This window comes from Amycolatopsis sp. NPDC045836 (assembly GCF_056431745.1).
The window spans coordinates 168,222-182,603 of sequence record NZ_JBWKKF010000016.1 but is presented as its reverse complement, the minus strand read 5'-3'; the positions used below and the strand labels follow the sequence as shown (position 1 = coordinate 182,603).

Here is a 14,382-nt window from a genome sequence, read left to right as displayed (position 1 = left end):
GGGTTCAGAGGGTGCGGTAGGGCGGCGGGGCGAGCCGGTCGCGGGTCAGCAACCGGAGGTACTGCACCACCGTGCGCCCGATCTTGAGCTTGCTCGCGCCCTGTTTGCGGTCGTAGCGCAGGTGCAGCGGCACCTCGCTGATCACCGGGCGGCAGTAGCGCAGTTTGATCAGCAGTTCCACCATGCAGGCGAAACCGCGTTCCTCGATCAGCCGTTCACCCCAGTGCTTGCTGGCGCGTTCGAGCAGTCCGACGCGGTAGGCGCGGAAGCCGCTGGTGAAGTCCTGCACCCCGGGCACGTTCAGCACGCGCCGGAACAGCACCGCCGCGCCGCGGGAGAGCGCCCGCCGGAACGGCGGCGCGGTGGTGTCGTCGCCACCGCCGGTGAACCGCGAGCAGATGGCGAGGTCGGCGCCGGCGGACAGGGCCGAGCGCAGCACCGGGACCAGCGCCGGGTCGTGGGTGTCGTCGGCGTCCATCACCACCACGAAATCGTCCGGCCGCGCGACCTCCAGCACCGCGCGCAGTCCGGAGTGGACGGCCTGGCCGAGGCCGAGGTTGACCGGGTGGCGCACCAGCCGCACGTCGAGGCCGGGCACCCCGGCCTCCGCCACCGCCGCGGTGGTGTCGGCGGAGCCGTCGTCGACCACCCAGGCGACCAGTTCTTCGTCCTCCGCCACCCCGGCCAGCCGGTCCAGCAGCGCGGGCAGGGAAGCGGCTTCGTTGTACGCCGGCAAAACCACGTGCGCGGTGCCGCCGACCGCCGCACCCGCCATTCCGCCCGGTGCCGGCACAGTTTTCGAACGGATGCGCACGCTGGTCCTCACTCCTCGGTTCCTCGTCGGCCGGACGACCGCCTACGTAGGCGTTTTTTCGGTCGTCCGGCGGCACCACTTGATCGCCACCACTGGAAAGTGGACCCCGGGTGCCCGATCACCTGCAATTCCGAAAAATCGCATACATCAGAACGGGTGAATTACCGTCCACAGGACCTTTGCTTTTCCGGCAGAATGTGCAACCCGTACCCTGCTTCGCCGTCACCGGGAATAATTTTCGAACTCGGCGATCCGCATGTTTTCGCATCACCACGGAAAGGACCCGCCGGAATGCCGTTCGCCCGGCACCGCTTCGAAGCGGTGGCACCTGTGGAACCGCGGCACCCCGCCGCCACCGGGAACTCGCCCGGGGGTGATCCGCGGTGACCCGGCTCAGCCCGGTGCGGCCACCGTTGCTGGTGACCGCCCCGCGCCCGCCCCGTGAGCTGCCGTGGTGGCAGAGACTGGCCGAGCGCGTCAACGCGGTCGCCGTGCTGCTGCTGGTCACCGACGTGGCCGCGGTGCTGGTGGCCCTCGGCGTGGTCGCGCCGGGCCCGCGCTGGGGTGCGGTCACCGCGCTGGCGCTGCTGGGCATCCGCGCCTGCGGCGGGCTGTACCGCAAGCGGCTGTGGTTGTCCTGGCTGCACGACGTGCCGCGGTCCGCCGCCGCCACGGCCGTCACCCTCGGCCTGGTCACGGTGCTCGCGCTGGGCACCGGGCACGGCGGTGGCGGGCTAGTCGCCGCGCAGTGGCTGGTGCTGCTGTTCGCCGTCATCGGCGAACCGGCGCGGTTGTGCGTGCTCGCCGTGGGCCGCTGGGGCCGCCGCCGCTTCGGCCGGTGCGACCGCACGCTGGTGGTCGGGGCCGGGAAGGTGGGTGCCGATTTGGTCCGGACCATGCTGGAACACCCCGAGTTCGGCCTGAAACCGGTCGGCATCGTGGACGCCGAGCCGGGCATCGACCGCGACCGCCTGCCGGTCGAACTGCTCGACGGCGACCTGCCCGAGCTGATCAACCGGCTGCGGGTGGGCACCGTGGTGATCGCCTTCTCCCACGCGCAGGACCCGCCCATCGTCGACGTGGCCATCGCCGCGCACCAGCAGGGCTGCACCACCCTGGTGGTGCCCCGGATGTTCGAGCTGTACCAGGACGGCCGGGACGTCGAGCGGCTGCGCACCTACCCGCTGATGCGGCTGAGCACCGCGCCCACCGTGCAGCCGAGCTGGTGGCTCAAGCGGCTGACCGACATCGTGCTGGCCGGGGCGGCGCTGGTGGTGCTGGCACCGGTGATCGCCGCCTGCGCGGTGCTGGTGCTGGCCGAGAGCGGGCGCCCGGCGTTCTTCCGCCAGACCCGCGTCGGCCTGGGGGGCCGCACGTTCGTGCTGTTCAAGTTGCGCACCGTCCGGCCGGGTGGTGAGGATGACTCGCAGACGCGGTGGTCGGTGGCCGGCGACAGCCGGGTGGGCCCGGTGGGCGGGTTCCTCCGGCGCACCTCGTTGGACGAGCTGCCCCAGCTGTGGAACATCCTCCGCGGGGACATGTCCATCGTGGGGCCGCGCCCGGAACGGCCGGGTTTCGTGCGGGAGTTCTCCGCGATCCACGACCTCTACTGGGCACGGCACCGGGTTCCGGCCGGGTTGACCGGGTTCGCGCAGGCGCAGGGCCTGCGCGGGGACACCTCGATCGCCGACCGCGCCCGGTACGACAACTACTACATCGCGAACTGGTCGTTGTGGCTGGATCTCAAGATCGTGCTGCTGACGGTGGGTGAACTGTTCAGGCGGAGGAAGCAGTGAACGCAGGCCGGTCCAAGCGGGGCACGCTGTGGCGAGCCGTGGCACTCCTGGCCCTCGGCCTGCTGTTCGGCTGGGCCGGCCACGACGTGTTCGAGACCCCGACGCCGTTCCCCGCCGCGGTGCCCGCCCCGGCACCGGATCCGCTGCCGGGGACCGGTGACCTGCCGCGCCGGGCGGCGCCGCCCAAGGCCGTGCCCCCCTGCGCGTGGTGGTACGCCATCGGTGACCGGCCGACCGACGCGGAACTGGTGACCGCGGCGAAGCGGTACAAGGTGGTGGTGCTCAACGCCACGGAAACCGCGGCGATGCGGCGGCTCAAGGGGCTCAACCCGCAGCTGACGGTGCTGGTCTACAAGGACCTGTCCAGCACCCGCGACTACCGCGGTGCGGTCGAGGACGGCAAGGACGCCGCCTACCTGCCCTCCGGCATCGGCTTCTACGCCGCCGAACGCGAACACCCGGAGTGGTTCGCCCTGGACACCGCGGGCAGGCGGATCGAGTGGCGCGGTTATCCCCGGCACTGGCAGATGACCGTCTGGAACCCCGAGTACCAGAAGGCGTGGGCGGCCGCGGTGAGCGCCGAGGTGGTTCGCGAAGGCTGGGACGGGGTGCTGGCGGACAACGACTTCAACTCCCTCAGCCACTACTCCTCCGCCGTGCTGAAGGGCACCGCGGACGCGAAGGCCACCGACGAACTGCTCCGCGAGGGCCTCGACGCGCTGATGTCGGTGGCGGGGGAAGCGCTGGCGAAGGCCGGGAAGACGCTGGTGCCGAACGTGTCCGAGACGCACCTCATCCCGGGCCGGTGGACCGCGCACTCGCGGTTCGGCGGGGCCATGGAAGAGAACTTCGGTTTCCGCGACGACGGCGGTTCCGGGGAGCTGCTGACGTTCCAGGGCAACGAGTGGCAGGAACTGCGAGCGCAGGCGGCACTGGGCGAGTCGTGGCTGCTGCTGGTCACCAGGGTCACCGAGGCGCGGGAGGAACGCGCGGGTTACGCGAGCGCCGCCATGCTGGCCGGGCCGAAGAGCTGCTGGATGCCGGCGAACACCAAGGACTACCACCAGCCGGAATACTCGAAGCTGCACGACACCCCGCTCGGGGAGGCCGTCGACGCGGCCACGCGCCTGTCGAGCGGGGTGTGGGCGCGGGAGTTCACCAACGGCTGGGTCGCGGTCAACCCCACTTCGAAAACGGTGGCTCTGACCCCTCCGGCCGGCATGGCCCGGCTCGACGGTGTCCCGGTCAGCCAACTGGACCTGCCCGCCGCGGATGGCGTGGTCCTCCTGCGCGCGGCGGCGCCACCCTCTTCGAGCCCGGCCCCGTCGAGCCCAGCTCCCTCGAGCCCGGCGCCGTCTTCTGGTCCGGCACCTTCCCCGGCGAGTTCGGCACCTCCACTGCTGCCTTCGGTTACGAGCAGCGCCCCGCCACCTCCGGGCTAGCCGAGCCCCGCGCTCTCCCGGCCAATCGGCACCTCCACTGCCGCCTTCCATCTCGAACAGCACGCCACCGCCCGGTTGGCCGAGCCCGGCACTCCTCTCCCGCTGCCGCCCGTGATCCGAGCACACCACCACCCGTTCGGCCAAGCGCTCTGCAACCAAGTCGGCGCCATCGAGCGCTGCCTCCGGTCAGGTTCGGCAGGGGAGCATCACCGTGCCGGGTGGCGCCACCGCTCGGTCAGGTGTCCAGCAGGGAGTGGTACAGCGCCAGGTGCTTCTCCGCGCAAACCGCCGGATCGAACCGCGCCCGCGCAGCCCGTGCCAGCAGCTCCCCCGTCCGCCCCGGGTCCGGGTCGGCGAACAGGGCGCGCAGCTGCGCCGCCAAGCCGGGGACGTCACCCGGGGCGGCCAGGTAGCGCGCCGCGCCGGGCACGGTCAGCATGTCCGCCACGCCACCGGTGTCGGTGGCCAGCACCGGCTTGCCCGCCATCATCGCCTCGGCCACCACCAGTGGTTGCTGCTCCATGGTGGACGGCAGCACCAGTGCGTCGGCGCGGGTGAGCCAGGCGGGGACATCGGTGCGGAACCCGGTCAGGTGCACCCGGCCGCCCAGCCGCGCCGCCGCGTGTTCCACCTCGGGGCGTTGCGGGCCGTCGCCGACGATGGTGAGGCGGGCGTCCGGCGGCATGGTGCCCGGCTCCTCCAGCGCCCGCAGCAGGTCCAGCACCCCCTTGCGGTCCACCAGCACCCCGGCGAACAACAGGTGCCGCACCGGCCCGGACGGCGGACGGCTCGGCAGCGGCTCCACGCAGTTGTCGATCCGCAGCAACCGCCGCCGCGGCACCCGCAGCCGGGTGCGGAGGAACTCGCCCATGTCCGCCGCGGGCACCAGCGTGTGCCGGACCGCCCTGGCGACCACGGCGTCCGCCGCGAGCACCGTTCTGGTGTAGCGCGAGGGCGCGCTCGCCGAAGGCAGGCCCCGGAACCACGCGTCGGAGACGTCGTCCGGGACACCGTGGTAGGTCTGCACGACCGCCGTGCGCCGCAGCCCCGCGCTGACCAGGCCGGCGCGCCGGTCCTGGGCGTGCACCACGTCGGGCCGCCAGGCCCGCAGCGCCGCGCGTGCCCGGCCGCCCGCCGCCAGGTCCCCCTTGCGCGCCACGGAGATCTCCGCGAAGTGCCCGTCCAGCAGGTGCGCCGACCGCGCCGGGCGCGGGCCGAAGACCCGCACGTCGGCGCTCCCGGAGTCGATCAGCGCGGCGGCCAGCCGCACGGTGAGGTCGACCGGGCCGCCCCGGTCCTGGGTCAGCAGGTAGGCGATGCGCGGACGGCGGTTCACCGGGCCGCCACCGTTCCGGCCAGCTTCTCCGCCAGCGTCGCCAGCTGCCCGTTCATGCGCCGGTGGTCGAACAGGTCCACCGCCCGTTCCCTGGCCCGGTTGCCCTCGTCCGCGGCGGCGGCGGGATCGGCCAGCCGGGCGACGATCCCCTCGGCCAGCCCGGCGATGTCCTCCGGCTCGACGACCTGGCCGGTGTCCCCCACGCTCTCCCGCACCCCGCCGACGTCGAACGCGACGACCGGGCGGCCGCAGGCCATGGCCTCCAGCGGCACCAGCGCCATGCCCTCGGCACGGGACGGCAGCACCACCACATCGGCGGCGGCGTAGAAGTCGGCCGCGTGGTCGCCGTGGCCCCACCACACCACCGACGCGTCCCGCGCCACCGGGTGGCTGGCCCGCCACACCTCGCCCATCGGTCCCGCGCCGACCAGCACGAGCCGGGCGCCCGGCACCTGGGCCAGCACCGACGGCCACGCCGCGAGCAGCTGGTCCTGCCCCTTGAGCGGCGCCAGCCTGCCCACGCACACCGCGGTCGGCGCACCGGGCGGCAGGCCGAGCCGGCGGCGGGCCGCGGTCCGGCCCGCCGGGTGCAGCCGCTCGGTGTCCACCCCGTTGCACACCACCTCGGCGGGCGCGCGGACCCCGGCCGCCCGCCCGGCCGCGAGCTCGTCCTCGCTGACGCACACCAGCTGGTGCGTCCACCGCGAAGCCAGGGCTTCCCAGCGGCGGCACGCCCGGTGCAGGAGGCCGTCGGCGCTCTGGAACGACCACATGTGCGGCTGGAAGATCGTCGGCGTGGTGCCGCGCAGCGCCAGCCTGCCCGCGAGACCGGCCTTCGAACTGTGCAGGTGCACCACGTCCGGCCCGAGCCGGGTGAGGATCCGGCGCAGCCGCAGCGCCTCCGCGGCCAGCCCCGGCCCGGGTGCGCGGGTCGACGGCCAGGCGTGCACCTGGACACCGCGGGCCGCGGCCTGGTCCACCAGCGGACCGGCGGGCGGGCAGACCAGGTCGACCCGCCAGCCGCGGTCGCGCTGGTCGGTGACCAGGTCGAGGACGACCCCGGCCACGCCGGCGTCCACCGGCTGGGTCACGTGCGTGATTTTCACCGTTGTTCTCCAGGGATCTTCCGAGGGCGCCGGCGCAGGCCGGCGAGTTCGCGAACGGCACCGCGCTGGGCGATCAGCGTGGCGCCGGTGTAACCGAGCAGCAGCACCGCGGCCGCGGTGGCGGAACCGGCGAGCGAGGACGGCGGGCCGAACCAGCCCAGCCGGTCCAGCAGCCAGACCCCGCCGCCGGCGGCCAGCCCGGCACCGGCCACGCGGGCGAGCAGCGCCACCAGTTCCGGCAACGGGTTCACCAGGCCCAGCCGCCGCAGCAGCGTCCAGGTGACGGGCACCAGCAGCCACGCCGTGGCGGCCTGGGTGACGGCGGTGGCGAGCACGCCGTGGCGGGTCCACAGCAGCAGCATCAGCACCAGCACGACCAGGTGCCCGGCCTGCAGCGCCAGGTACAGCCGCGCCCGCCCGGCCGCCCTGATCGCCTCGTACCAGCCGTGCAGCAGGCTGATCGCCACCCCGTAGGCGCACAGCGCCACCAGCACCCCGGCCGCCGGGGCCCACCGCTGCCCCAGCAGCACCACCCGGTCGCCGAGCACGCCGATGAGCAGGTACAGCCCGCCGGTGAGCACCAGTGCCGCGCGGGTGAACCGGGAGACGGCGGTGGGCAGTTCACCGCGGTGGCCGGTGCGGATCAGCCTGCTGTAGACCGGGAAGGCGACCGCGCCGAGCACGATGGCCACGGTGATGTAGGGCACCCAGGCGATCCGGTAGGCCAGTGAGTACAACCCGACCGCGTCCGCGCCGAGCAGGTGCCCGACCAGCAGGTAGTCCACGTTGACCAGCAGGATCGCCACGATCGCCGCCGGGCCGACCACGGCGATCCAGCGCACCGCCTCGGTCACCGCCGCCGGTTCCCAGCGCGGGCGGATCCAGCCGCCCGCCAGCAGGCCCAGCACCGGCTGCGCGATCGCGGTGCAGAGCAGGCCGAGCACCAGCGCGCGGGGTCCGTCGCCGAGCGCGGCCAGCGCGATGGTCACGCCCGCGCCGAGCACCGCGGCCCCGGCGTCCGGCAGCAGCCGCCGCCGGAAGTCCAGGTCGCGGTGCATCAGTCCCATCTGGACTCCACCGGCCGCCGAGAACGGCAGGCTCAGCCCGGCGAGCGCGAGCAGCGGCGCGGCGGCGGGTGCCCCGAGCGCGGTGGCGGCCGGTTCCGCCACCAGCAGCACCACGACGGCGAGCCCGGCGGCCACGCCCACGCTCAGCGTCAGCACGGTGCCCGCCATGCGCCGGGGTTCGCGCCCGGTCCGGCTGATCAGGTCGTAGACGCCCATGGACTGGACCACCTGGCCGATGTTGACCACGGCCACCACCAGGGTCACCACGCCCAGTTCGCCCTCGCTGAGGAAGGCCGCCAGCACCAGGGTGACCAGGACCTGGCTGGACTTGCTCAGCAGGTTCACCAGCCCGAGCCACAGCGACCCGCGCACCGCCGCGGCGGCCAGCCGGTCGCTCACGCGGCGACCGCACCCGGCTCGGGGACGCGGGCACGCCGGGTCACCCGCGTGCCGAACACCGCCAGCGCGACCCAGGCGCAGCCCACGGCGAGCCCGTCCGCGGTGACCGCCGCGCGTTCCCCGAGCACCGAGGTGAGCACCACGTCGACCGCGTGGAGGTGGGCGAACGGCACCAGGGCCGCCGCCACCGCGAGGCCGAGCGCGGCCCAGCCCGCTTCACGCCGCCGTCGCCACCACACCACCGCGGCCGCCGCCAGCGCGGGCACCGCGATCAGCACGTCGCCCGGCTGGTGCACCACGCAGACCACCACCGCCAGGCAGACGAGCAGATCGGCGGCCGCGGCGGCGTCCGGGTCCCCCAGCCGGTCCAGCCGCCGCACCAGCACCGCGCTGACGGCGAGCACGCCCACCAGTGCCAGCACCTCCGCGCCGGGCAGCAGCCAGCCGGTGCTGCGGAAGAGCACCGCCGGGAGGTCGATGCGCTGGGAGGTCAGGGAATCCACCGCACCGTAGGTGGTGCCGCGCGCGTGCTCCAGGTTCGCCAGGATGGTCCCGGCGAACGGCCCGATCCCGCCCGCGTTGACCACCAGCACCACCAGCACGGGCAGGCTGGCCACGGCCGCGGCGAGCGTGCCGTACCCGGCTGCCTTCCGGGAGCCGCGGCAGCACAGCAGCACCGCCAGCGGAAAGCCGAACTGCGGTTTGAGCCAGGCGAACGCGAGCGCCACCGCCGCCCAGCGCGGACTGCGCTCACGCAGCAGGAGCGCGCCCGCCGCCCCGGCGGCGACCAGCGGGTTGACCTGCCCGACGTAGAGCTGGGCCTTGCCGACCTGGCTGCTCACCAGCAGCGCCGCCACCACGGCGGTGCCCACGGCCAGCGGCGGGTACGGGCGCAGGCGCACGGCGGTCAGGTAGGCGAGCAGGAGCAGCAACAGCAGCGACACCACGGCGAAGGCCACCGCGCCCGCCCGGTACCCGGGCAGCGCGAACGGCAGGTGCGCCACCAGGTGGTACGGCTGGTACAGGTTGAAGTCCTGGCGGACCGGCCACTGCGCGAACATCTCGGCCGGGTGGTACGGATTGCCGCCGTCGAGGAACTCCCGGATCGGGAAGTACAGCGCGTCGCGGAAGTCCTGCAGGCGTTCCTCGGCGCGGTTCTCCGGCGTCGGCAGCGGGACCTCCTGCGCCGGGCGCAGCGCGCGCCAGGCACCGAGCACCCCGGCGGCCACAGCCAGCACGGTGAGCACGCGGTGGCGGGTCCTCATGCCAGCACCACGGCGACCAGCACCGAATCCCCGGGCAGCACACCCGCCGCGGCGGTCAGTTCCGGCTGCCGCCGGCGCCCGCCGGGGACCAGCGCGATCACCGCGGCCCCCGCCGTGGTCCGCCCGGCGTCCAGTTCGCCGTGCAGTTCCTTGGCGCGGATGGTCAGGTCGGGGTGCACGGCGAGCACCCGGACCGGGCGTTCGGCGGCTTCGGCGAGCACGGCGAGGCGGTCGGTGAGCGACGGGTCGTCGTCGCGGAGCACCGGCACCGGACGCTGGATGCCCGCGGCCGCCAGCGCGTCGCGGACGGCGGGCGCCCCGGCGCGCCGGTGCAGCAGGCGCCACGCCAGCGCCGCCGCCAGCCCGGCCGCCGCGGCCGCCGCCAGCGCCAGGCCGATCGCCACCGGCCAGTCGGGCCGCACGAGCGCGACCTCGGGCTGGGTGTCCAGCAGGCGCAGGCGGCCGACCGGGGCCAGCAACTCGGCGTCGATCATCGCCGCCGCCACGGCCGTGGTCAGCCCGGCCGCCACGGCCTCGTCCGGGGCCCGCACGGTCAGCCGGGCCAGGCCGGAGGCCGGCACCAGTTCGACCGACACGTGCTGGGCCAGTTCGTCCGGGGCGGGGGCGCCGGGCACCTTCGCCGCGGCGTCCCGCAGCACCGACGGGCTGCGGGCGAACTGCGCCAGCGCGGGCAGGGAGAGCGAGACCACCTCGCCGTACTGGGCGCCACCGGCGGGCACGTCCGCGGTGCTGGGCCCGGACAGCAACGCGACCCGGCCTTCGTAGGCGGTGCCCCGGAACCCGGTGCCGAGCAGCACGGCGGTCCCGGCCAGCAACGCCACCCCGACGCCGACGGCGACCACCCGCAGGGCTTCGCGGCCGGGGATCACTTGCGGGCTCCCAGCAGGTGCGTGCGCAGCAGGTCGTCGTAGGCGCTCATCAGCCCGTCGGGGTGGTACTCCCGGCGGATGGTGGCCAGTCCCGCGGCGGCGGCGGACTGCCGGGCCAGCGGGTCGGCCAGCAGCTCACGCAGGGCGTCCGCGGTCGCGCCGGGGTCGTCCGGCGGGACCAGCACACCGCCGCCCCGGCCGAGCACCTCGCGCACGCCGTCTACGTCGGTGGCCACCACCGGCCGTTCGGCGGCCAGCGATTCGAGCACCGCGATCGGCAGCCCCTCCCAGTCGCTGGTCAGCACGGTGACGTCGGCCGCGGCGAGCAGGGCGGGGCCGTCGGTGCGGTCGCCGAGGAACCGGATGCGCTCCGACAGGCCGAGTTCGGCACCGCGCTCGATCAGTTCCTCGCGCAGGCTGCCGTCCCCGGCGATGAGCAGGATCGCGTCCCCGTCGACCTTGGCCCAGGCGTCCAGCAGCACGTCGTGCCGCTTCTGCGGTTCGAGCCGGGCCAGGCAGAGCGCCACGGGGGCGTCGGCAGGCAGGTCGAGCGACGCCCGCACGGCCGCCCGGGAGTCCACTTCGGACGGCAGGGTGACGGCGTTGCGGATCACCTCCGGTCTGGCCAGCCCGGCCGCACGCAGCCGCCCGGCGATCACCGAGGCCACCGCCACCACCACGTCCGAGGTGTGCCGCAGCACGCGGGCCGCGGCCGGGTAGTCGGCTTCGGCCACCCCGTGGAACACGGTCAGCACCGGCACCCCGCGCCCCAGCACCGCCCACTTCGCCGAGACGCTCGCCGAGACGTTGTGCGCGATCACCACGTCCGGCCGGAACGCCCGGACGGCGGCGCGGGCCGACCCGGCCGCCCGGAGCACCCCGGCCGCCGTGCGCCGCGCCACCGGCACGGTGAACAGCGGCACGCCCTGCGCCCCCAGCGCCTCGGCGCGGTGCCCGCCGCCGCTGGCCACCCCGGACACCCAGCCGAAGCCGGGTCCGCGGTGCACCATCTCCCCGACGAGCGCTTCGGCTCCCCCGGTACCCATTTCACTGATCACGTGCAGCACGCGCATCGTCGTCATCCGTTTCTCCTCGGCGGGTGGCCACCTCGGCCGCGCACGCCAGCGCGACCAGGAACCACAGCGGCAGGTAGTACTGCTGGGACAGGAAGAGCGAGGCCACCAGCACGGCGAGCAGGCTCGCCTGCAGCGACACCACGAGCCGGCGGTCGGCGCCACCGCGCAGCGCCCGTTCACCGGCGAACCAGGCCACCGCGAGCACGCCGAAGAAGGCGAGCAGGCCCGGCACCCCGAGTTCCGCGCCGACCTCGAGGTACATGTTGTGCGCCACCGGCGTCTGCTCGGCGACCTCGGCCAGCCGGGAGGCAGGCGTGTACTCGCTGCGGAAACCACCCGGCCCGACCCCGGTGACCGGGTGCTCGGCCAGCATCCGCGCGGCCACCTGCCAGCGCAGCTCCCTGGTGTCCACATTGGACTGGGCGATGAACGCCTTCTCGCTGCTCGCCCTGGCCAGCTCGGGTCCGGCGAACGCGACCGCGGCCAGGCCCAGCCCGGCCACGAAGACGCCCACCCCGGCCACCACCCGCACCGGCACGGCGCGGCGGGCCACCAGCCAGGCGCCCGCGGCGAGCAGCGCCAGCCCGCCGCCCCGCGAGAAGGTGGCGGCGGCACCGGCGACCAGCACCACGGCCGCGAGCCCGGTGACGACCCGGCCGCGCCACCGGTCCGCCGTCAGCGCCGCCAGCAGCGGCACGGCGGCCACCAGCACGTAGGCGAGGTCGTTCGGATCGGTCAGCGGCCCGCTGGCCCGCGAACGGCCTTCGACGACCAGGCTGTACAGCGCCCCGGCCCCGGCCACCACCGCCCCGGCCACGGCCGCGGCGAACAGCGCCCGGATCGGCACCTCGCGGGCCGCCACGTCGAGCAGGATGACCGTGGTCAGCAGGAACGGCAGCCAGCGCACGGTGTAGGCCAGCGCGAACGGCTCGGTCACGTGCACGGCCGCGGTCGCCAGCACCGCCGCGGCGAGCACCAGCAGGACCAGGTGCACCGGGTGCGGCACCGGGAGCTGCCGCCGCCGGGCCCGCACCACCGCCCAGGTCAGCGCGAGCAGCACCACGGGCAGCTTCGCCAGGTGCGGGTGCAGGGCGATCAGGTAACCCTCCACCGGGGCGGAGGCCACCGTCAGGCAGGCCAGGGCGCGCAGCAGCCCGGCGCCCGCGCCGGTCCGCATCACCCGCCCGCCGCCAGCAGCCCGGCGTCACGGACGCGCGGGACCCCGGCCTCCTGCAACCGCGCCACGTGCGCGCCCACCCCGGCCAGGTCGAAGTGCCGCCGCAGTTCGGCGAGCAGCCAGTGCAGCAGCTCGACCTTGCGCGTGCCGGGCAACGCCATGCCGGGGAAGAACTCCAGCCCCGGCGCTTCGGCGCGGTCGAGCACGTCCGTCGGGTGCAGCAGCAGCGACGGGGTGACCCCGCGCAGGCGGCACAGCCGCAGCGCGGTGGTGAAGTACCGCCTGGCCAGCCGGGGTGACGCCTCGTGCAGGCGCAGCAGGTACGTGCCGTGGAACGGCAGGCGCAGCAGCGGCATCGTGGTGACCGGCAGTTCCACCAGCCTCGCGTGCCCGCCGACGCGCCAGCGGTAGGCCCCCACCGGCGCCCGGACCTGGCCGAAACCGCCGAACAACTGCTCCTGGCCCGCGTCGGTCTCGGTGACCCCGCGGTTGTGGTAGGCGCGGGCGAGCGGGCCGATCCACGTCGGCAGGGTGCTCGCGTCGTAGGTGTAACCGCGTTCGTCGAGCAGTTCCACCAGGTCCCGCGTGAGGCTGTACCCGGGACCGCGGAAACCACGGGGCCGCGGGGCGCCGGCTTCGGCGATGGCGTCCTCGGTGCGCACCAGTTCCGCTTCCAGCCGAGCGCGGTCGTACCGGTGCAGCCAGGGTTCGTGGGAGAAGGAGTGGTTGGCCACCTCGTGCCCGGCGGCGGCGATGGCGGCCACCGCGGCGGCACCGTCCTCGCGCTCGGCGTCCGCGCCCACCACAAAAACCGTGGTGCTCAGACGTTGCTCGCCGAACAGCGCCAGCAGGCGCGGCACGGCGGTGGCCAGGTAGCTCGGCCGGTCCGCCCAGCCGGGGTCGCCGTGGGTCTTCAGGTACGCCCACAGGTTGTCCAGGTCGAGTGAGACGCTGGCGAGTTCACGCACCGGCCGCGACCTCCGCCCGGGCTTCGCGCACCGCGCCCAGCAGCAGCACCCCGGCCACCACCAGGGTCAGCCCGGCCACCACCCACCACTGCCTGCCCGCCGCGACCCGGTCGCCGAGCGCGGCGATGCCGGTCACCGAAGCGAGCACGACGGTGGTGGCGTCCATCGAGGCCACCGCCGAGGTGACCGAGCCGGTGCGCAGCGCGAAGGCCAGCGCGGCCTGGCCGACCACCGCGGCGAGCACCATCAGCCACGCCAGCGGGTGCAGCGGCACCTCGGCCAGCGGCAGCCCGGCCAGCGCCCGGCTGGTCACCGCGACCAGCGCGAAGGCGACCCCGGCCAGGACGGCGAGCAGCAGCGCCGCCCCCGACCTGGCCAGCACCACCACCGCGGCCGCACCGCCCGCGAGCACGGCGAGCAGCGACAGGGCCAGCCCGGTGGGGATCTCGTTCGCGGGCGAGGTTTCCGAGGAACCGGCGAGCAGCAGCAGGCCGCAGGCCATCACCGCCAGCGCGGTGACCTCCGCCGGGCGCACGCGCCAGCCCAGCACCACCGCGCCGAACACGGCCGCGACCCCGACCGCCGCCGAGGAACCGGCCTGCACCAGGTAGAGCGGCAGGGTGGCGCGGGCGAAGTAGGCGAGCACGAAACCACCGGCCTGCCCGGCGAAACCCAGCAGGTACAACCGGTCGGCGAGCAGGCGGGTGAGGAAACCGAGGTCCGAGACCGCCCGGTCGCCGGCGCGGCGCGCGGCCAGTCCCTGCGCGACCACGCCCAGTGCGTACATCCCCGTGGACGCCGTGAGTACCAGGTATCCGAGCATTCCACTCCTCAGCTGTTCTGCCCGCAGAAGTGTAGGCAGCGGAAACCGGCGAACCCATTGGAGGAATGCCTTTTCCGGCGCACCCGCGCTGACGTGAGGAAACGCGTGAACCTCAATTCCCGATCGAGTGAACTCCGGTGGTCGCGGTAACGAAATGACCGATGCCCGCGGATAGCTGGTCGCACATTCGAGTGCTTCCCGATGCAGAAAGGACGGTCCCGGT

Annotated in this window: 12 protein-coding genes; 2 read left to right on the top strand and 10 right to left on the bottom strand. The window is 74.6% G+C overall.

The window, feature by feature from the left end; all coding sequences use genetic code 11:
• Window positions 1–4: 4 nt before the first annotated feature.
• On the bottom strand, window positions 5–814 hold the full coding sequence (locus AC07EG_RS28875; RefSeq protein WP_478256350.1) for a glycosyltransferase: 810 nt from the start codon (window positions 812–814) through the stop codon (window positions 5–7).
• Window positions 815–1,197: 383 nt separating this feature from the next.
• Here AC07EG_RS28875 and AC07EG_RS28870 point away from each other — a divergent pair, with 383 nt between their 5' ends.
• Together AC07EG_RS28870 and AC07EG_RS28865 are read left to right on the top strand one after the other, a co-directional pair.
• Window positions 1,198–2,610: a sugar transferase gene (locus tag AC07EG_RS28870; protein ID WP_478256349.1), complete on the top strand. Its 1,413-nt coding sequence runs from the start codon at window positions 1,198–1,200 to the stop codon at window positions 2,608–2,610.
• The gene (locus AC07EG_RS28865; RefSeq protein ID WP_478256348.1) at window positions 2,607–4,052 is read left to right on the top strand and encodes a putative glycoside hydrolase family 15 protein; all 1,446 of its coding nucleotides are present in this window, start codon (window positions 2,607–2,609) and stop codon (window positions 4,050–4,052) included. Before AC07EG_RS28870 ends, AC07EG_RS28865 begins: the two co-directional genes overlap by 4 nt.
• Window positions 4,053–4,287: 235 nt before the next feature.
• Here AC07EG_RS28865 and AC07EG_RS28860 read toward each other — a convergent pair whose 3' ends face one another.
• From AC07EG_RS28860 to AC07EG_RS28820, 9 genes are read right to left on the bottom strand one after another with little or no spacing between them, the layout of a single operon-like run.
• Window positions 4,288–5,388, bottom strand: coding sequence for a glycosyltransferase family 4 protein (locus tag AC07EG_RS28860; protein ID WP_478256347.1), 1,101 nt, complete (start codon window positions 5,386–5,388; stop codon window positions 4,288–4,290).
• Complete coding sequence (locus tag AC07EG_RS28855; RefSeq protein ID WP_478256346.1) at window positions 5,385–6,494, bottom strand: glycosyltransferase; 1,110 nt, start codon at window positions 6,492–6,494, stop codon at window positions 5,385–5,387. Before AC07EG_RS28855 ends, AC07EG_RS28860 begins: the two co-directional genes overlap by 4 nt.
• A complete protein-coding gene (locus tag AC07EG_RS28850; RefSeq protein ID WP_478256345.1) occupies window positions 6,491–7,960 on the bottom strand; it encodes an oligosaccharide flippase family protein in 1,470 nt (489 codons plus the stop codon). Before AC07EG_RS28850 ends, AC07EG_RS28855 begins: the two co-directional genes overlap by 4 nt.
• The gene (locus AC07EG_RS28845) at window positions 7,957–9,225 is read right to left on the bottom strand and encodes a glycosyltransferase family 87 protein (RefSeq protein ID WP_478256344.1); all 1,269 of its coding nucleotides are present in this window, start codon (window positions 9,223–9,225) and stop codon (window positions 7,957–7,959) included. The genes AC07EG_RS28850 and AC07EG_RS28845 overlap by 4 nt, the downstream gene beginning before the upstream one ends.
• The gene (locus AC07EG_RS28840) at window positions 9,222–10,115 is read right to left on the bottom strand and encodes a hypothetical protein (RefSeq protein ID WP_478256343.1); all 894 of its coding nucleotides are present in this window, start codon (window positions 10,113–10,115) and stop codon (window positions 9,222–9,224) included. Before AC07EG_RS28840 ends, AC07EG_RS28845 begins: the two co-directional genes overlap by 4 nt.
• Window positions 10,112–11,197, bottom strand: coding sequence for a glycosyltransferase (locus AC07EG_RS28835; RefSeq protein ID WP_478256342.1), 1,086 nt, complete (start codon window positions 11,195–11,197; stop codon window positions 10,112–10,114). Before AC07EG_RS28835 ends, AC07EG_RS28840 begins: the two co-directional genes overlap by 4 nt.
• The gene (locus tag AC07EG_RS28830; protein WP_478256341.1) at window positions 11,163–12,368 is read right to left on the bottom strand and encodes an O-antigen ligase family protein; all 1,206 of its coding nucleotides are present in this window, start codon (window positions 12,366–12,368) and stop codon (window positions 11,163–11,165) included. The genes AC07EG_RS28835 and AC07EG_RS28830 overlap by 35 nt, the downstream gene beginning before the upstream one ends.
• Complete coding sequence (locus AC07EG_RS28825) at window positions 12,368–13,336, bottom strand: polysaccharide deacetylase family protein (protein ID WP_478256340.1); 969 nt, start codon at window positions 13,334–13,336, stop codon at window positions 12,368–12,370. The genes AC07EG_RS28830 and AC07EG_RS28825 overlap by 1 nt, the downstream gene beginning before the upstream one ends.
• Window positions 13,329–14,159, bottom strand: a complete 831-nt coding sequence (locus AC07EG_RS28820; RefSeq protein ID WP_478256339.1) for a hypothetical protein — start codon at window positions 14,157–14,159, stop codon at window positions 13,329–13,331. The genes AC07EG_RS28825 and AC07EG_RS28820 overlap by 8 nt, the downstream gene beginning before the upstream one ends.
• Window positions 14,160–14,382: the final 223 nt, after the last annotated feature.